Below are 17,375 nucleotides of genomic sequence, written 5' to 3'. Positions count from 1 at the left end.
TCATCGCACCGCCTCGGAACGGGCTGCGATGTCCTCGCGGAGCGCCTTCTTGTCGATCTTCCCCACCTTGGTCAGCGGGAGGGAGTCGCGGATCTCGAGCCGTTCCGGCAGCTTGTAAGCGGCCATCCCCTGCTCGGTCATGAACTCGCGCACTCGTTCGAGAGTCAGGTCCGCCCCGTCGTGCAGCGTGGCGTAGAGGCAGAGCCGTTCGCCGAGGATCGGGTCGGGCATGCTGACCGCCGCGACCAGTTCGACGACGAGCATGCGGTAGACGACGTTCTCGACGTCCTCGGCTGAGATCTTCTCGCCACCGCGGTTGATGAGGTCCTTGTCGCGGCCGTGCACGACGAGGTTGCCGTCCGCGCGTCGGGAGACGATGTCCCCGGAGCCGTACCAGCCGTCGACGAAAGCGGTCGCGTTATGCGCCGGGGCACGGAAGTAGCCGCGGGGCGTGTAGGGGCCGCGGGTCAGGATGAGCCCGGGGATCCCGTCGGGGAGGTCGCGGCCGTCGGGGTCGACGATGCGGATCTCGTCGAACTCGGACACGGGTCGTCCCTGGGTGGAGACGATCACGTCGAGCGGATCGTTGAGCCGAGTCATGTTGATGAGCCCCTCGGCCATGCCGAAGACCTGCTGGAGAGTGGCTCCGAGCTCGGGAGCGACGCGTGCTGCGAACTCGTCGGGCATTCTCGAGCCGCCGACCTGCAGCACGCGGAGCGTCGCCAGGTCGTCGCCGCCGACCTCGTTGCGGTGGTCGATCCAGCGCTGAGCGACGGCGGGGACGGCCGAGGCGATGGTGACGCCCTCCTCACGGATGGTCGCGAACCCCCGGACCGGCTCCGGGCTCGGCAGCATGACCGCTCTGCCGCCGACGAACAGCGTTCCGAGCACTCCGGGGCAGGCCAGCGGGAAGTTGTGGCTGGCGGGAAGGGTGCCCAGGTAGACGGAGTCCTCCTCGAGCTCGGAGACGCTGATGCAGGAGCGGATGTTGCAGGCGTAGTCGTTGTGCGTCCTCGTGATCAGCTTCGGCAGGCCGGTCGTGCCGCCGGAGAGGAGGAAGCAGGCCGGAGCATCCGGGTGGGGTGCTCGATCGTTCGGGCGGGCTCGTGCTCCGGGCGCCGCACCAGGAGCGAGGAGAGCGAGCAGGTCGATCGAGGATCCTCCTGCTTCGCCCGCGACGAGGACGTGCCGGACCGCGGGTGCGCTGCCGGCGATCTCGTGCGCCAGAGCCTCGTGGTCGAAGCCCTTGATCTCGTCGGCGACGACGATCGCCGCGGAGTCCGAGTGGGAGGCGAGGTAGGAGAGCTCGTGCCGGCGGTGCGCCGGCAGCGCCATGACGGGTGCGATCCCCGCGCGGAAGCAGGCGAGGGTCAGCACGACGAAGGGCCAGTCGTTGGGCAGCTGCACGAGGATCCGCTCTCCGGGCATCAGCCCGAGATCGAGCAGCCGCTCCGCGGCGGCGTCCATCCGATCGACCAGCTCTGCGTAGGTCATCCGGAGTCCGCCGCTGACGAGAGCGACCTTGTCCGGTCGCAGGTCGGCGGAGGCGAGGACGTACTCGCCGAGCGGTCGGTCCTCCCAGCATCCTGTTGCGCGGTACCGGACCGCGACGTCGTCGGGCCAGGGCACCGTGCCGTCCGGGGTCTCGTGGTCGGTGGTCATCGTGTGGACCTCACTTCGTCGTGAGCGGCAGGGGAGAGGGGGCGGACCACCGCGTCGAGCGCGACGAGTCCAGCAGAGGTGAGGCGGAGCGGGTTGATCTCGATCTCGTCCACGTGTCCCGCGGCGATGATGCCGCCGAGGGCGACGAGGAGGCGTCCGAGTCCGGCGGAGTCGATGCTCGGGCCGCCGCGATGCCCGCGGAGCAGGGCGGCTCCGGCCAGGTCGTCGAGCATCGCCTCGGCGGTGCTCGCGCTGAGTGGAGCCGAGCGGATCGTCACATCGGCCAGCACCTCCGCGGTGGTGCCGCCGAGGCCGAGGACGACGGTGGGGCCGAAGGCCGGGTCGTTGCGCGCGCCGACGATGAGTTCGACGCCCGGCCCCGCCATCTCTTCCACGAGGTACGAGCGGGCGCCGGCCTTCTCGACCTGATCGAGAGCCGCGTCGAGCTGCTCCTGTGTGCGGATGCCGAGGACGACACCACCGATCTCGGTCTTGTGGAGCACTTCGGCGTCGACGAGCTTGACCGCGAGCGGTCCGCTCAGGGTGTCCAGGGCGGAGCGCGCCTCCTGGCGCGTCGCGAAGTGGCGACGCGGCGGGGTGTGGACACCGAGATCGTCGAGGAGCTGCTTGCCGCGGACCTCGTCCCACGGGCCTCTCCAGGAGATCGGTGGCACCGCGGGGGCGGGTTCGACGTCGTCGTCCGAGACGGCGCGGAGTCGAGCGTCCTCGGTCAGGGCCGCCAGCCCTTCCGCGAGGCGGGTCGGACCGCGGAGCACGGTCACCCCGAGAGCTCGGGCGGCTCGCCGAGCCTCGCGGACGGAGGCGCCCGGGCCGTCGATCCCGACGACGACGGGGACGTCCGACGGCAGTCCCGCCTCCGAGACGCTCGTGGCGAGATCGACGACGGGCTCGGTGATCGCGTAGACGCCGAGGACGTCGATGGCCGGATCGGACGCCGTCGCCTCGAGGATCGCGCCGAATCCCGGGCCGGGTCGACCGGTGTCGACGGGATTCGCCTGGAACGTCAGCGGCGGGAGGAGTCCGGCGATCACGGAGCGGGTGGCGTGGTTCAGCGGGGGGAGGAGGTCGTCCGTCCGCCCGAGGGCGTCGGCGATCAGCAGACCCGGACCCGCCTGGGCGGTGACCAGACCGATTCCCGGTCGTCGCGAGGGAGCGGCGCGGCCTGCAGCGAGGGCGGACGCCGCTGCCACTGCCTGTTCCTCGCTGTCGACGAGGACTGCACCGGCCTGCCGCAGCAGCGCTCGCGTCGTCCGCCACGACGTCGCCAGTGCGCCCGTGTGCGACTGCGCGAACTCCGAGACGTCGGACTGTCCGATGACGAGCGCGACGACCGGTTTCTCTCGGGCCAGGGCGGCGACCGCGTCGAGAAGCGCTCGCCCGTCGGGGACGGTCTCGAGGTGCAGGACGACCGCCGTGGTCGGCTCATGGGTGCGCAGGTAGCGGAGCACGTCCACGGCGGTGATGTCCTGTCCTGCGCCGAGGCCGACGCCGAGGCTCACCCCGGCGCCGTCGTCCTCGAGCTGGAAGGACAGGACGTGGTTGATCCCGCCGCTGGCGGCGACGACGGCGACCCGGCCCGTGCCCAGCTCGCGCGCGCCGGGGACGAAGCTGGCCACGAGCCGATCGGCGGGAACGAAGAAGCCGGAGGTGTTGGGGCCGAGCACGCGGATACCGGTGTCGCGGATCGCCGCGTCGACGGCAGCGGCGGCGGCGAGTCCGGCGTCGCCGATCTCGGCGAAGCCGCCGGCGCAGACGAGTGCGGCGCCGACGCCGGCCGCAGCGCTGTCGAGGAGAGCCTGGGCGGTGTGCTGCGCGGGGATGCACAGGACGGCGAGGTCGATCGGCGCGTGCTCCGCCGCCGCCGCGATGGTCGGGTCCATGCCGGGTCCGGGTCGCGGGTTCACGAGGCGGACCGGGCCGGCGAACGAGTCGAGCGACGCGGCCATCGCGTGCCCGAGCTTCTCCGGGCTCGAGGAGGCCCCGATGATCGCGACGCCGCGCGGCTCGAACAGAGCGGTGAGATCACGCATCGACGCGGGTCCGCTCCCGGGTGGCCACGGCATCCGCGCGACCGGCTAGCAGGAGCGTCGCGGCCGCGGCGTCGTCGATCGTCTCGTCGACGACGACGGCGATCCTCCTCCGGAGCATCCGCACCCGTTCAGCGAGCAGCGTGCGGGTCAGCGCGGTACCGCCCGTGACGACGACGACGGGCGCTTCGCCGAGCAGTCCCTCGGCGGTGTCGAGGCCGAGCTCGTCCTCGGGGGCCTCGACGACGACGACCGATTCCGAGGGGACGGTCGTGGTCCCGTCGGTCAGCGTCACGCCACTCGCGTCTTCTGACAGGTGCAGGCGACGTCCCGACAGCGACCAGCCGTCGCCGGTCAGGGCGCTGAAGAAGGGAGCGCTGCCGTGCCGCTCCAGCCAGGCCCGGTCCACAGCCGCGGCGAGGCCGGGGTCGCGTCGTCGAACTCGCTCGATGTCGATGCTGCGCGAGAAGAAGTGGAAGGCGAAGTCGAGCGGCTCGAGCGCGTCGTAGTACTGGGCGAAGCGCTCCCACCAGCTCAGGCTCGGGCCTGCGGCGTTCTGGATCTTCGCGACCTCGGGCTGGCGTTCCTGCTCGTACCGGGTGAAGGCGCCCTCGAGATCGTCGAAGGAGTGGGCCAGCTGCTCGGCGAGGACGATCGCGTCCTCCATCGCCATCTTCGTGCCCGAGCCGACCGAGAAGTGGGCTGTGTGCACGGCGTCGCCCAGGAGCACCACGTTGCCGGAGTGCCAGACGGGGGTCCGCCGCGTGCGGAAGTTCGCCCATCTGGAGTTGTTGGCGACGAGCTCCCCTCCACCGAGGTCCTCGGCGAAGAGCTTCGTGAGGTACGCCTTCGCGACCTCGTCCGACTCGCCGGGCGGAGTGCGCGGGTCGAAGCGGTCCAAGCCCGCGCGGCGCCAAGTCTCCTCGCTCGTCTCGACGATGAACGTGCTCAGCTCTCCGGAGATGGGGTAGGCGTGCGCGGCGAAGTTGCCGTTCTCGTCCTGTCGGTGCAGGAAGGTGAGCCCGTCGAAGAGGTGCGTCGTGCCGAACCAGATGAACTTGGCCGAGGCGGTCTCGACCGTGGATCCGAGGCGGGGCTCGAGCGCGTCGCGCACCCGGGAGTTGGTGCCGTCGGCGCCGACGACGACCGTGTACTCGTCGAGGTCCGAGAGGGAGACGTCCGTCCCGAAGCGCAGGTCGACGCCGGCCTCGGACGCCGACTGCTGCAGCAGGCGCAGGAGGATCCGCCGGTGGACCGCCGCCATGCCGTTCCCGGCGAAGGTGTGGGTCTCGCCCTTCGCCGTCACGCCGAGGGAGTCCCAGTGCACGCCGTCGCGCTCCAGTGCCTCGTGGAGAACGGGGTCGGCCGCATCGATGCGGGCGAGCGTCCGGTCGGAGAAGACGACCCCGAAGCCGAAGGCGTCAGTGGCCCGGTTGCGCTCGAACAGGACGACCTCGATGTCCGGCCTCGCGCGCTTGAGGAGCGTGCTCAGGAAGAGCCCTCCCGGCCCTCCACCGACGATCGCGACTCGAATCGACATTGATCCCTCGTTCCGTTCCCGCCGCACGACTCTGCGCGGCGTCCTGTGCTGCCGATTATGCAACAACTATTTGCATCCCGCCACAAAACTGTTACATATAGAACGTCGTCGCGCGCGAGCGCCGATGGATCCGAGGAGGACTGCGATGGAGCAGATGGACGGTACCGCCGACACCCTGGAGCTGCAGCAGCTCTACCGGGACTTCGAGGCGAACAACATGGCGCCGCTGTGGACGCAGCGCGACGATCTCATGCCGATGACTCCGGCGCCGGCGGCGATCCCCTTCGTCTGGCGGTGGGATGCGCTGTACGACATCGCCAAGCGCTCGGGAGATCTCGTTCCTGTCGGGCGAGGTGGGGAACGGCGGGCGATCGGCCTCGCGAATCCCGGTCTTCCGGGGACGGCCTACGCCACGCCGACCCTCTGGTGCGCGATCCAGTGGCTCGGCGGGCACGAGACCGCTCCTGAGCACCGCCATGCGCAGAACGCGTTCCGCTTCGTCGTCGAGGGCGAGGGCGTGTGGACCGTCGTCAACGGGGATCCGGTCCGGATGAGCCGAGGCGATCTCCTGCTCACGCCCGGCTGGAACTTCCACGGTCACCACAACGACACCGCGGAACCGATGGCCTGGATCGACGGCCTCGACATCCCGTTCTCCAGCTACACCGACGTCGGCTTCTTCGAGTTCGGTGCGGAGCGGGTCACCGACGAGGCGTCACCGCAGTTCTCCCGGTCCGAGCGCCTCTGGGCCTATCCCGGGCTGAGACCCCTCTCGGTGCTCGAGGAAAAGGTCAGCTCCCCCCTCTCGGCCTATCGATGGGAGTACACCGACCGCGCGCTCACCGAGCAGCTGCTCCTCGAGGACGAGGGGTACCCGGCGACGGTCGAGCAGGGCCACGCCGCGATCCGCTTCATGAACCCGACCACGGGGGGCGACGTGATGTCGACCATCCGCTGCGAGTTCCACCGACTCCGAGCCGGAGCATCGACCGCCATCCGACACGAGGTCGGCTCCGCGGTCTGGCAGGTCTTCGAAGGGACCGGCACCGTCGTGCTCGGCGACCAGGAGCACCGCCTCACGACAGGGGACCTCTTCACGGTGCCGAGCTGGGTCCCGTGGTCGCTCCACGCCGACAGCCAGTTCGACCTCTTCCGCTTCACCGACGGACCACTGATCGAACGACTGGGCTTCGGACGCACGTTCATCCCGGGGAAGGACCGAGCATGAGACTCGCCACACTGAGGACCAGTGAGGGGACGAGCGCCGCGCTCGTCGACGCCGGATCGGCCACCCTGATCGAGGGTTTCGCGGACGTCGGCCGGCTGCTGCAGGATCCGGACTGGCGTGCGCTCGCGCAGGCCGCGTCCGGCGACCGGCTCGATCTCCTCGAGCTCGCGCCCGAGCAGTGGGCCGCGGTCGTGCCCGCACCGTCGAAGATCGTCTGCGTCGGTCTCAACTACCGCAACCACATCCTCGAGATGGGCCGCGAGCTCCCCGAGCACCCGACGCTCTTCGCCAAATACCCCGAGGCCCTGGTCGGACCCTACGATCCGATCGTGGTCCCCGGGTACGCAGCCGGAGCGCTGGACTGGGAGGGCGAACTCGCCGTCGTGATCGGCGCGCCGGCCCGACGGCTGGAACCCGAGCAGGCCGAGTCCGTCATCGCCGGCTACTCGGTGATCAACGACGTGACGATGCGCGACTTCCAGTACCGCACGCCCGAGTGGTTCCAGGGGAAGACGTTCGAGAAGTCCAGCCCGTTCGGACCGGTGCTCGTCACCAGTGACGAGTACGAGCTGGGGACGACTCTGGTCACCACGGTGGACGGCGAAGTGGTCCAGAAGACCTCGACCGACGACCTCGTATTCGGGCCGGCACAGCTCGTGTCGTACATCTCCAAGATCGTCACCCTCAACCCGGGCGACGTGATCGCCAGCGGCACTCCTGGCGGTGTGGGCCACGCACGGAAGCCTCCGCGCTACCTCACGGCAGGATCGGAGCTCGGGACGTCGATCGGCGGTATCGGCGAGCTCCGCAACACGGTGGTGGTGGAGTAGTCGTGCCCGCCCGACACGACAAGGTCACCGACAGCCGCATTGCGGCCGGCCTGCTTCTCGCGCGCCGCGGGCAGGCCTTCTTCTCGCGCGCACTGAACGAGCTCGACGACGACGCGCTCGAGGCTCCGAGCCTGCTCCCGGGGTGGTCGCGTCGGCACGTCGTCGCGCACGTCGGCCTCAACGCCCGCGCGCTGACCCGTCTGACGGAGTGGGCGGCGACAGGGATCGAGACCCCCATGTACGCCTCGCCGGATCAGCGGGTGCTCGAGATCGAGTTCGCCGCCACCCTCCCCGCCCAAGCCCTGCGCAACCTTTCCGACCACGCGGCGGTCCATCTCACCGTCGAGTGGCGAGATCTCGAGCACCCCGCCTGGGCCTCGATCGTCCGCACCGGGCAGGGGCGCAGTGTCCCCGCATCCGAGACGGTGTGGCTGCGCACCCGGGAGGTGTGGATCCATGCGGTCGATCTCGCATCGGGGTACTCCTTCCTCGACTTCCCCGCTGACCTCGTCGACCGGCTTCTCGAGGACATCACCGCATCATGGGACCGTCGCCGAGCATCCGAAGGTCTCCCGTCGATCCGCTTGGAGGCCACCGATCGCGACAGCACCATCGGGGGAGACGCCGATGTCGTGCTGCGCGGTCCAGCCGCCCGGCTCGCGCAATGGGCGTCCGGCCGAGGGGCGCAGGACCTCGTCGACGTCACCGGAGCGGCCGTGCCGGCGCCGCCGAGGTGGCTCTGAGCCCGCCGCTGCTGAGGGCCCCGCGGAGCAGTCCGTGGAGCCGTCGTCCCGTACTCGGAGAGGAAGTGGTGACGTCGTGCACGTTCTGATGATGGGTCCGCCCGGCGTGGGGAAGGGTACTCAGGCCTCCAGGCTCTCCGCGGTGCTGGGCGTCCCGGCGATCTCGACCGGCGAGCTCTTCCGCGAGCACGTCGCTGTCGGATCGGAGATCGGTCGGCGGATGAGCGCGACGATCGCTGCCGGCGCCTTGGTACCGGACGAGGTCACGAACGAGATGGTCGCCGAGCGACTGGCACGTGCTGACGCCGCCGACGGCTTCGTGCTCGACGGGTTCCCGAGGACGCTCGCCCAGGCGCACGAGCTCGATCGCCTGCTTCGGGGAAGCGACGCCACCCTCAACCGAGTGGTGGTCATGTCCGCTGCGCCCACGGTCGTCGTCGAGCGGATGCTGCGTCGCGCGGAGATCGAGGACCGAGCGGACGACACCGAGCCGGTGATCCGGCGGCGTCTCGAGGAGTACGAGGCCCGGACCGCTCCCGTTCTGGAGGTCTACCGCCGGCGAGGATGCCTGGTCGAGATCGATGCCGTCGGTGCCCCGGAGAGTGTGGCCAGGAGGATCTTGCTGGCCCTTCCTCGCTGACCGTCAATCTCCGAAAACCTAGTGCTGATCGGTGATGTGTTACCGTCACGGCCCACGATCCGCTCGACCTTCGATGCGTGGAGCGGCAGCGCCGGGCGGATCGACTTCGAGCAGCACGAAGGAGTAGCTGTGAGCACACTGTCACCGTCCATCACCGGGATCAGAGGGCGTGTCCTGCGCCGAGGCCAGGAGGGGTACGAGCATCTCCGCCGAGGCGCGGTCTGGCACTCCGGCGTCCCGGAGCGGTACCCCGCGATCATCGTCTTCGCGAGCAGCGCCGACGACGTGGCCGCCGCCGTCGAACTGGCCCGCAAGGAGGGCCTGAGCGTTGCGATCCGCTCGGGAGGGCACAGCTGGTCCGGCTCGCATCTGCGCGATGACTCGCTCCTCATCGACCTGTCGAACCTGCGCGACGTGCGCATCAACGCCGAGGAGAGGACGGCCGTCGTGCAGCCGGGACTGCGAGGCTCGGAGCTGCTCGGCATGCTGCGGGAGCAGAGCCTGTTCTTCCCCGTCGGGCACAACTACGGCGTCGGCATCGGCGGCTACCTCCTGCAGGGCGGCTTCGGCTGGGCGGGGCGCGAGTACGGGCCCGCCTGCGGCTCGGTGATCGGGATCGATGTCGTCACCGCCGACGGTCGGCTCGTGCACGCGAGCGAGACCGAGAACGCCGAGCTGCTCTGGGCGGCGCGCGGATCGGGGCCGGGCTTCTTCGCGGCCGTCACGGCGTTCCACCTCCGGCTGCACCCGCACCGTCCGGTGACGATGCAGAGCAGCTACATCCTCCCGGGTGCCCTCGCCGAGGACGCCTGCCGATTCCTGCACGAGGTGGGCGCCGGCACCCGGACAGAGATGGGCCTTCTGATCCAGAGGCACGAGATCGCCGGCTTCGAGCCAGTGGTCGTACTGGGGGCGATCGCCTACGCGGAGACGGAAAAGGAGGCGCGCGAGCAGCTCGCCTTCATGGAGTCCTGCCCGCTCCGCGATCAGGCGCTCGTCGCCGAGCTGTGCGCCCCGACGGTCCACGGGGAGCAGGAGCTCGACGAGAGCACGTCCGTGCTCAACGAGGACCGTCGATGGATCGCCGACAACATCGCCACCAGCGCGGACTTCGAGCTGCTGCGACCCGGTCTGTCGGAGGTGGTGGCGACGCTGCCCGCGGCGCCGTCGTACCTGCTCGTCTTCAACTGGGACGGGCACCCTGCCGCGGCAGCGCGGCCGCCTATGGCGTTCTCACTCGAGGGCGAGTTCTGCTACGCGCTCTACACCGCCTGGGACTCGCCCGCGGGGGACGACGAGCACCGCGAGTGGACGACGGAGCGGATGCGCGCCTGGGCGCCGCACGCCTGGGGAACGATGCTCGCGGACGAGAATCTCGTGAACCGGCCCAGCCGCTTCGTCTCGGACGATGCCCTGGACCGCCTCGACGAACTCCGGCGGCTCTGGGATCCGGAAGGCGCGTTCGTGTCCTGGCTGGGGCGGCCGGAGCCCCGCTCGAGGTGACCGACCCCGAGGAGGGTGCAGGGCCAGACGGCCGGCCGTGCACCCTCCTCCCTCAGAAGACGATGACGGGCTTGACCGTCGCCCCGCTCTTCGAGTCGGCGAAGCCCTGGTTGATCTCGGCGAGGGAGTACTCCTCGACCATCTTCTCGAAGGGGAATCGGCCCTCCTGCCACAGCTGGATCATGCGCGGGATGAAGTCCTGCGGCACGGAGCTGCCCTGGACGACGGTCTTGAAGGTCCACCCACGAACGAGGGAGGCGCCGATCTCGAAGGTGACCTCCGTCCCCGGACGGGCGGCTCCGACGAGGGCGATCGTTCCCCGCACCGCGATCGCGTCGGCCGCCTGCCGGAGCAGCTCGGGACGCCCGGTGGTGTCGACGACGTAGTCGATCCCGACTCCACCGGTGATCTCCGCCAAGCGCTCGGCGACGTTCTCCGAGGCGCTGTTGATGATGTGCGTCGCACCGAGCTCCCGTGCGAGCTCGAGTCGGCTGTCGTGGACGTCGATCGCGACGACGACGGCGCAGTCGGCCACTCGCGCGGCCATGATCGCGGCGTTCCCGACGGCGCCGACGCCGAAGACCGCGAGAGAGGAGCCGATCTCGGGCTGGAGTTCGTTCAGCACGGTGCCGGCTCCGGTGTTGAACCCGCAGCCGAGGGGTCCGAGGTGCTCGAGCGGCACGTTCTCATCGACCTTGACGACCGACTCCTCGACGACGTTCGCGTAGGTCGCGAACGACGACTGGCCGAAGAAGTGGGACGAGACCGCTTCGCCGTTCTCGCCGGTCAGCGAGGTGGAGCCGTCCAGGCGGCGGCCGCCGAAGTCGGCGGCGAACAGATTCTCGCAGTACGCCATCTCGCCGCGTCGGCATCGGCGGCAGTGCCCGCAGTAGGCGGCCGCGAGGACGACGTGGTCGCCGGGGACGACGGAGGTCACCGAGTCACCGATCGCCTCCACGACGCCGGATCCTTCGTGGCCGAGAACAGCGGGCAGCGGTGTCGGGTAGATCCCGTCCCGCACGAGCGAGTCGGTGTGGCAGATCCCTGTCGCGACGAGGCGCACGCGGACCTCGTTGTGACGGAGGTCGTCGAGCTCAAGGATCTCGACGGACAGAGGCTCTCCTGTCGCTCGTGCGACGGCAGCGGTGATCTTCATGATCGTCCTTCAGTCAGTGGGCTGGCCCGCGACATACCGTCGCGAGCGGAGGAACCGCCCGTCGCGGAACGCGACGGCGCGGGCATGGAGGAGGAGCAGTCGGGGCACGATCTGGTAGACGGTGAGCGGCACCACGACCGCGGTGAGGACGAGGGCCCGCAGCACCGGCGGCCAGTCGTCGGCGACGAAGCTCAGGAGCGTCATCCCGATGGCGACGAGGGGGAAGATCGCCAGCCAGGTCACCAGCGCCCGGACGTGCACACTCGAGACTCCCGCGCGCCGGTGGTGTGAATCGATCTCATCGGCCGCCAGTGCTTTGCCGTCATGCTCCACAGGTGATCTCCAAACGTTCTGTTGGAAATAACCTAGTGGCGATCGGTTCATTCCCGAAACAGCCCCACTTACAGTGGGGCCATGGCCTGGGACACGCGACGCACGCGGTCCGTGCTCCTCGAGGCGGCCGTCGAGGAGTTCAGCCGTCACGGATTCGCGGGGGCCAGAGTCGCGCGGATCTCCGAGCGAGCGGGCATCAACCGCGAGCGGCTCTACTCGTACTTCGGCAACAAGGAGCAGCTGTTCGAGGCCGTCCTGGAGAGCAAGCTCGCCGCCGTTCTCGACAGCATCCCGGTCCGCGGAGAGGGGCCGGCCGCGGTCGGCGAGTTCGCCGGACGGTACTTCGACGCCTGCTCCGGGGATCCGGCTCTCGCGCGCCTCGTGATGTGGGAGGGGCTCGAGTTCGGCGGTCCCGTCGCGCGGACGGAGCGGTCCGTCCGCGCTGCGCTTAAGGCCGCCGAGCTGAACCGAGCGGTCCCGGGACTTCCGGAGCGGGAGGGACGGGAGTTGCTGCTCATGATCGTGACGCTCTGCCACGGATGGCAGGCGGCACCGAACGTCGCCTCGATCATCGTGAGCGGCGACGCGGCGGATCGACGCGCCTGGATCGTCCGCGCGGTGTCGGCTCTCGCCTCCTCCTCATTGTGAGGGTGACGATCTTCATTACATGACACATGATTTGGTGCTACCTTCATGCCATGGCATCGATCTCTGACGACTTCAAGGCGCTCGTGCGCTTCGAGACCAAGGTGTGGAACGAGGTCGAGCGGCGTCTCCGACTCGTCGAGGGCGCGGTCTCGCTCGGTCGCCACCGCATCCTCGAGCTGGCCGCCTCCGAGGGATCGACGCGCGTCCAGGACATCTCCGACGAGCTGCTCATCACGGTCGGAGCCGCCAGTCGGCTGACCGACCGGCTCGAGTCCGACGGACTCGTCGCACGGGCGCCGCATCCGACCGATCGCCGCGGGTCACTGGTCGTGATCACGGAGAGCGGCCGCGCCGCGCTGCAGGTGACGGCACCGGCGATCGACTCCGCGCTCGAGAGCGTCCTCGGGGTGGGCGGGGTCGCCGCCCTCGCCGCCGTCGCCGGACTCCTGGCGACCACCGCTGCAACCGCGGAGGCGACGCGATGAGCGCCACGATGCGCGCTGTCGTGCTCGAGCGGTTCGGCGGGCCCGAGGTACTTCAGGTGCGAGAGGTGCCGATCCCCGTCGCTGTCGCGGGTCAGGTGCTGATCCGCGTCGAGGCGTTCGGCCTGAACCGCTCCGAGCTGCACTTCCGCCGCGGCATGGGCTCGTTCGGCTCGCTCCCGCGCATCCCGGGGATCGAGGCGGCCGGCACCGTGGTCGACGCTCCCGGAGGCGAGTTCGCACTGGGGCAGCAGGTCGCCGCACTCATGGGCGGGATGGGGCGCACCGTCGACGGCGGCTACGCCGAGTACACCCTCGCCCCCGCGAGCAGCGTCATCCCCTTCACCAGCACTCTCGACTGGGCGACGCTCGGCGCGATCCCGGAGATGCTGCAGACCGCCCACGGCTCCCTCACCACCGGCATCGATGCACGGCCCGGCGACACGATCCTGATCCGTGGTGGAACCTCCTCGATTGGACTCGCCCTCGCGGTCCTGGCCAAGCAACGCGGCATGACCGTCTACTCGACCACCCGCTCCGCCGCGAAGACCGCCGTGCTCGAGAGCGTCGGGGTGGACCGCGTCTTCCTCGACACCGGTGAGATCGCCGACGCCGTGCGGGCCGCGTCCCCCGGCGGCGTCGACGGCGCCGTGGAGCTCGTCGGCACGAACACCCTCCGCGACACCCTGCGGGCGACCCGCGTGCACGGAACCGTCTCCTTCACCGGGATGCTCTCGGACGTCTGGACCGTGCCGGACTGGTACCCGATGGACTTCATCCCCAACGGCGTCCGGCTCACCGCCTACTCCGGCGAGGCGAGCGATCTGCCGGCGTCGGCACTGCAGGAGTTCGTCGACGCGCTGCAGGCGGGCTCGGCATCCGTGCCGATCGGCCGGACCTACTCCCTCGAGGACATCGCGGACGCCCACCGCGACATGGAGTCGGGCGCCGTCACCGGGAAGCTCGTCGTCACCACCCGCTGACTCGCACCCTCGACCCACACTGCAGACGCCGACAACAGAGGACCCATCATGCTCAAACCTGCCCGTCTCATCACCCTCGCCGCCGCAATAGCCTCACTGCTCGCTCTGAGCGGCTGCACCTCCAGCGCCGACCCCCTCGCCGATCCCGACGCGGACACCTCGGCGGGCGACACGATCGTCATCGGATCGCAGGACTACTACTCGAACGAGATCATCGCCGAGATCTACGCCCAGGCCCTCGAAGCCGCCGACTACACCGTCGACCGCCAGTTCCGCATCGGGCAGCGCGAGGTCTACGTCGCCGAGATCGAGGACGGCACGATCGACCTCTTCCCCGAGTACACCGGCCCCCTCCTCACCTACTGGGACCCCGAGACCACGGCCCGTCTCGAGGACGAGGTGTACCCGGCCCTCGAAGCCGCGACCCCCGAAGGACTGCGCGTGCTCGACGCCTCCGCCGCGACCGACCAGGACACCTACGTCGTCACGAAAGCCTTTTCGGACGAGTACGGCATCACCTCCGTCGCCGACCTCGGCTCGGCCCCCGCACCGATCACCCTCGGCGGACCCGCCGAAGGCCAGATCCGGCCCATCGGCCCCACCGGGCTCCGCGACACCTACGGCGTCGAGGTCGAGTACACCGTCATCGAAGACGGAGGCGGACCCGTCACCGTCCAAGCGCTCCAAGACGGGGTGATCGACCTCGCCGTCCTCTACACCGCGTCGCCGATCGTCGCCGACGACTCGCTCGTGCAGCTGGAGGACCCCGCCGGTCTTCTGCTCTCCTCCCACGTCGTCCCCGTCGCGAGCGACGCGGTCGATGAGGACGCCGCGGCGGTCATCGACGCCATCAGCGCCGCGCTCACCCCCGAGGGGCTCCTCGCCCTGAACTCCCGCAGCGTCGACGAGCAGGCGTCGGCCGCGACCATCGCCGGCGACTGGCTCGCCGAGAACCCCGTCGGCTGATCCGATCGGGCAAGACACGGTCCTGGCAGGCTCCCCCCTCCTCACGCGTTCCAGGTGATGCCCGTCATCGCTCAGACGCGGCGGGCGCAAAGACGTTCGCCCGAGACGACACCCATGCCTGAGGAGTGCCGGTGATCGGAGAATCGCGGGAGCGCACCCCCGCAGTGACGGCCTCTGTCGGCGTCGCCGCTCGTGATGCGATCCCCCTCGTCGGAGCAGGTCTGCTTCCGAGTGGGACGCGCATCAGCATCGGTCATCTCGGCGATGAGACCACGGCTGAACGGCTGGCGGCTGTCCGTGCAGTCCTCGGTGCCGGCCTCATCCCGGTCCCTCACTTCGCCGCACGGCGCTTCCCTTCCCGTGCAGCCCTGGACCTGTTCCTGCGGGACCTCGAGCGGGCAGGTGCCGGCGAAGACGTCTTCGTCGTCGGCGGGGATCCGATGCGTCCCGCCGGCCCGTACACCGATGCGATGTCCCTGCTCACGTCGCCGGAGTTCCGGAGTCACGGGGTCCGGTCCGTCGGCATCGCAGGTCATCCTGAAGGGCATCCTCGTATCGGGGACACCGTCCTCTGGAGAGCGCTCGAGGAGAAGACCGAGTGGCTCGGCTCGATCGGGTTGCGGTGCACCGTCATCACGCAGCTCAGCACCGACCCGGCCGCGGTGCTCGCCTGGATCGCCGATGCTCGGAGGCGGGGCATCCGTCTCCCCTTCAGCGTCGGCCTGCCCGGCCCCCTGCCCGATGATGCGCTGGTGGACTACCCCAAGCGCGACCACGACCCCGAGCGGTCGAGCGCGCCTCTCGCGGCCCCCTCCCTCGAGAGGGTCGCTCCGCCGGCCGACTTCGTCGAGCGGCTCCTTGCGCGTCTCGATCCGATCCAGCACGGCGTCGTCGAGCTGCACGTCTTCGGTCTGGGAGACCCTGTCGACACGGCTCGAGCGCTCCTGCAAAGAAGGCACATTCGGCGGAGCGAACCGAGTGCAGCATCCGAAGCGGCGCCGTCGACAGGAAGTCGTGATGTGCGCGGACCATTGCGATGAAGGGCACAACGCCGGATCCGCCGGCGATGAGGTGGACAGGGCGGTCCTGTCGGGTGTCCAGACGACGTAGACGCCGAGTGGGCCCTCGAGTTCCGCGGTGTCGCCGGGTGCGATGTTTCGGACGAGGAAGGGCGAGACTTCCCTGTCGGGGACCTCGTCGACCGAGAGTTCGATGTCGTGTCCCGAGCCGGAGGAGGCAATGCGCGGGTGGGGCCGGCGGAAAGGACCGGGAAGTTTGCTGTCGATTCACGAGGTTACGCGCCGGAACCTCGAGAGAAGACAGACATGACGGTTCCCTTCGTGATGCATGTCCGACGCCGGGCGCGACCTTCCACCGCAATGCTCGTGACTCAGGTTGAGGACACCGCCCGCACGAGCGGCGGGCACATCACCGCGCTTCTGGCTGCCGGATACTGGAAAGGTTTCCGAACGGGTCGAGGAGATGGCAGAGGCGTTCGCCCGTAAGGACGGTCTTCGGCCCACGGTGAGAGGTCGCGCCGTGAGCGGTCCATTCGGCGAAGATCTCGTCGACGTCGGACACGGTCCAGTAAGCGGAAACGCCTAAGGGTCCGGGCGAGTTGTCGGTGATCACGACTGAAGGGCGGGGAGCCGGCACGAGTCGCGCTCGAACAGGTCGAAGCCGGGTCCGTCGAGTGTGGGTTGGCGATCGCCAGAGGCCGTCGCCGTGATCGCTGCAACCGCCCGGGCGGCGATGGCCTCGAGCGGCGAGTCGACGGAGCTCAGGCGTGGCACCGTGAAGTCCGCGAACCGGCCGTATTCGCAGGTGATGACGGCCACCTCGCCGGGCACATCGATGCCCAAATCCGCCGCGGCGCGAAGAAACCCGGTGGCGTGGGCCGGAGTATCGATCACCACACCGTCGACGCGTTCCGAGGCCTGCAGCAGCGCCGACGCTGCTTCGAAGCCGGCCCTTTCGCCGGCTGCTGCCCGAACGACGGGAGCATGGGAGATTCCGTGAGCCGCCATCGTCCTCGACCAACCCTCGTCGCGCCGCCGCGTCAACAGGACGGTCTCGGGCTCGCTCACGCGCGCGACGCTCCGGCAGCCGTGGGCGAGCAGGTGTTCCACGGCGAGGGCCGTGCTGTCGGCAGCGACCCGCGGCCGGTCGACGACGACAACCGGTACGTTCAAAGACGTGGCCCAGTCGGTGTCTCGTTCCGGATCGACGCTCATCAAGATGATGCCGTCGACTTGGCGGGCGGCGAGTTCCATCAGGTGCTCCCGCTCGATGTCCAGATCGCCGCTGGATGTGGCGACCATCACGCTCAGTCCGTGCTCCCTGGCTCGCTCGGTGATGTATTGGGTCATGGCGGAGAAGTACGCCATCGAGATGTCCGGGAGCACGAACCCGATCGAGTTCGTGCGCCGCGTGCGCATCGACCGCGCCACGGTGTTGGGTCGATAGCCGAGTTCGTCGATTGCGGCCAGGACGCGCGAACGCATCTTCGGCGAGACCGCCCGAGGGCCGTCGTTGATCACATACGACACGACAGCGGTGGAAACGCCCGCCGCGCGGGCGACGTCGTTGCGGGTCACCATCGAGCAACCCTAC

The 17,375-nt window shown here is 69.7% G+C and carries 17 protein-coding genes; 10 read left to right on the top strand and 7 right to left on the bottom strand.

Translation table 11 applies throughout. From position 1 onward, the window contains the following. From MT353_RS15285 to MT353_RS15275, 3 genes are read right to left on the bottom strand one after another with little or no spacing between them, the layout of a single operon-like run. Window positions 1-1,662 (bottom strand): (2,3-dihydroxybenzoyl)adenylate synthase, encoded by a 1,662-nt coding sequence (locus MT353_RS15285; protein WP_243625114.1) that lies wholly within the window; start codon window positions 1,660-1,662, stop codon window positions 1-3. Then, window positions 1,659-3,713 (bottom strand): acetate--CoA ligase family protein, encoded by a 2,055-nt coding sequence (locus MT353_RS15280; RefSeq protein ID WP_243625113.1) that lies wholly within the window; start codon window positions 3,711-3,713, stop codon window positions 1,659-1,661. The genes MT353_RS15285 and MT353_RS15280 overlap by 4 nt, the downstream gene beginning before the upstream one ends. Further along, window positions 3,706-5,250: an FAD-dependent monooxygenase gene (locus tag MT353_RS15275; protein WP_243625112.1), complete on the bottom strand. Its 1,545-nt coding sequence runs from the start codon at window positions 5,248-5,250 to the stop codon at window positions 3,706-3,708. The genes MT353_RS15280 and MT353_RS15275 overlap by 8 nt, the downstream gene beginning before the upstream one ends. 145 nt (window positions 5,251-5,395) lie before the next feature. On the opposite strand from MT353_RS15275, the gene MT353_RS15270 reads away from it, so the two are divergent. From MT353_RS15270 to MT353_RS15250, 5 genes are all read left to right on the top strand, one after another. Then, the gene (locus MT353_RS15270; protein ID WP_243625111.1) at window positions 5,396-6,478 is read left to right on the top strand and encodes a cupin domain-containing protein; all 1,083 of its coding nucleotides are present in this window, start codon (window positions 5,396-5,398) and stop codon (window positions 6,476-6,478) included. Beyond that, window positions 6,475-7,308 carry a fumarylacetoacetate hydrolase family protein gene (locus MT353_RS15265; protein ID WP_243600813.1) on the top strand — a complete coding sequence of 278 codons (834 nt, stop codon included), beginning with the start codon at window positions 6,475-6,477 and terminating at the stop codon, window positions 7,306-7,308. Before MT353_RS15270 ends, MT353_RS15265 begins: the two co-directional genes overlap by 4 nt. Window positions 7,309-7,310: 2 nt before the next feature. Further along, a complete protein-coding gene (locus MT353_RS15260) occupies window positions 7,311-8,051 on the top strand; it encodes a maleylpyruvate isomerase family mycothiol-dependent enzyme (RefSeq protein WP_243625110.1) in 741 nt (246 codons plus the stop codon). A gap of 34 nt (window positions 8,052-8,085) precedes the next feature. Then, window positions 8,086-8,691, top strand: coding sequence for an adenylate kinase (locus MT353_RS15255; protein WP_243625109.1), 606 nt, complete (start codon window positions 8,086-8,088; stop codon window positions 8,689-8,691). A gap of 129 nt (window positions 8,692-8,820) precedes the next feature. Next, the gene (locus MT353_RS15250) at window positions 8,821-10,194 is read left to right on the top strand and encodes an FAD-binding oxidoreductase (protein ID WP_243625108.1); all 1,374 of its coding nucleotides are present in this window, start codon (window positions 8,821-8,823) and stop codon (window positions 10,192-10,194) included. 52 nt (window positions 10,195-10,246) lie between these two features. Here the strand turns inward: MT353_RS15250 and MT353_RS15245 are convergent, their stop codons facing one another. Together MT353_RS15245 and MT353_RS15240 are read right to left on the bottom strand one after the other, a co-directional pair. Next, window positions 10,247-11,350, bottom strand: a complete 1,104-nt coding sequence (locus tag MT353_RS15245) for an NAD(P)-dependent alcohol dehydrogenase (RefSeq protein WP_243592719.1) — start codon at window positions 11,348-11,350, stop codon at window positions 10,247-10,249. A 9-nt stretch (window positions 11,351-11,359) separates the two neighbouring features. Then, a complete protein-coding gene (locus MT353_RS15240; protein ID WP_243625107.1) occupies window positions 11,360-11,611 on the bottom strand; it encodes a hypothetical protein in 252 nt (83 codons plus the stop codon). 153 nt (window positions 11,612-11,764) lie between these two features. On the opposite strand from MT353_RS15240, the gene MT353_RS15235 reads away from it, so the two are divergent. The 5 genes from MT353_RS15235 (at window position 11,765) to MT353_RS15215 (ending at window position 15,802) form a co-directional block, all read left to right on the top strand. Further along, a complete protein-coding gene (locus MT353_RS15235; protein WP_243625106.1) occupies window positions 11,765-12,331 on the top strand; it encodes a TetR/AcrR family transcriptional regulator in 567 nt (188 codons plus the stop codon). 50 nt (window positions 12,332-12,381) lie between these two features. Further along, window positions 12,382-12,816 (top strand): MarR family winged helix-turn-helix transcriptional regulator, encoded by a 435-nt coding sequence (locus MT353_RS15230; protein WP_243625105.1) that lies wholly within the window; start codon window positions 12,382-12,384, stop codon window positions 12,814-12,816. Further along, window positions 12,813-13,796: a zinc-binding dehydrogenase gene (locus MT353_RS15225; protein WP_243625104.1), complete on the top strand. Its 984-nt coding sequence runs from the start codon at window positions 12,813-12,815 to the stop codon at window positions 13,794-13,796. Before MT353_RS15230 ends, MT353_RS15225 begins: the two co-directional genes overlap by 4 nt. 48 nt (window positions 13,797-13,844) lie before the next feature. Further along, on the top strand, window positions 13,845-14,762 hold the full coding sequence (locus MT353_RS15220; protein ID WP_243625103.1) for an ABC transporter substrate-binding protein: 918 nt from the start codon (window positions 13,845-13,847) through the stop codon (window positions 14,760-14,762). Between the two features lie 131 nt (window positions 14,763-14,893). After that, window positions 14,894-15,802, top strand: coding sequence for a methylenetetrahydrofolate reductase (locus tag MT353_RS15215; RefSeq protein WP_243625102.1), 909 nt, complete (start codon window positions 14,894-14,896; stop codon window positions 15,800-15,802). Between the two features lie 388 nt (window positions 15,803-16,190). On the opposite strand, the gene MT353_RS15210 is transcribed toward MT353_RS15215, so the two are convergent. Together MT353_RS15210 and MT353_RS15205 are read right to left on the bottom strand one after the other, a co-directional pair. Continuing rightward, a complete protein-coding gene (locus MT353_RS15210; protein ID WP_243625101.1) occupies window positions 16,191-16,394 on the bottom strand; it encodes a VOC family protein in 204 nt (67 codons plus the stop codon). Further along, window positions 16,391-17,362: a LacI family DNA-binding transcriptional regulator gene (locus tag MT353_RS15205; protein ID WP_243625100.1), complete on the bottom strand. Its 972-nt coding sequence runs from the start codon at window positions 17,360-17,362 to the stop codon at window positions 16,391-16,393. Before MT353_RS15205 ends, MT353_RS15210 begins: the two co-directional genes overlap by 4 nt. Between the last annotated feature and the right edge of the window lie 13 nt (window positions 17,363-17,375).

This window comes from Rathayibacter sp. VKM Ac-2927, from assembly GCF_022815525.1.
GTDB lineage: Bacteria > Actinomycetota > Actinomycetes > Actinomycetales > Microbacteriaceae > Rathayibacter > Rathayibacter festucae.
Note: the sequence above shows the minus strand (reverse complement) of the source record. Positions and strands in the feature narration are given on the sequence as shown.

What these genes read in the sequence shown, in the direction of transcription:
- MT353_RS15270 (WP_243625111.1), top strand. Translation starts at nt 5,396, where the DNA reads ATGGAGCAGATGGACGGTACCGCCGACACCCTGGAGCTGCAGCAGCTC.
- MT353_RS15235 (WP_243625106.1), top strand. Translation starts at nt 11,765, where the DNA reads ATGGCCTGGGACACGCGACGCACGCGGTCCGTGCTCCTCGAGGCGGCC.
- MT353_RS15205 (WP_243625100.1), bottom strand. Translation starts at nt 17,362, where the DNA reads ATGGTGACCCGCAACGACGTCGCCCGCGCGGCGGGCGTTTCCACCGCT.
- MT353_RS15285 (WP_243625114.1), bottom strand. Translation starts at nt 1,662, where the DNA reads ATGACCACCGACCACGAGACCCCGGACGGCACGGTGCCCTGGCCCGAC.
- MT353_RS15265 (WP_243600813.1), top strand. Translation starts at nt 6,475, where the DNA reads ATGAGACTCGCCACACTGAGGACCAGTGAGGGGACGAGCGCCGCGCTC.
- MT353_RS15220 (WP_243625103.1), top strand. Translation starts at nt 13,845, where the DNA reads ATGCTCAAACCTGCCCGTCTCATCACCCTCGCCGCCGCAATAGCCTCA.
- MT353_RS15275 (WP_243625112.1), bottom strand. Translation starts at nt 5,250, where the DNA reads ATGTCGATTCGAGTCGCGATCGTCGGTGGAGGGCCGGGAGGGCTCTTC.
- MT353_RS15245 (WP_243592719.1), bottom strand. Translation starts at nt 11,350, where the DNA reads ATGAAGATCACCGCTGCCGTCGCACGAGCGACAGGAGAGCCTCTGTCC.
- MT353_RS15280 (WP_243625113.1), bottom strand. Translation starts at nt 3,713, where the DNA reads ATGCGTGATCTCACCGCTCTGTTCGAGCCGCGCGGCGTCGCGATCATC.
- MT353_RS15230 (WP_243625105.1), top strand. Translation starts at nt 12,382, where the DNA reads ATGGCATCGATCTCTGACGACTTCAAGGCGCTCGTGCGCTTCGAGACC.
- MT353_RS15225 (WP_243625104.1), top strand. Translation starts at nt 12,813, where the DNA reads ATGAGCGCCACGATGCGCGCTGTCGTGCTCGAGCGGTTCGGCGGGCCC.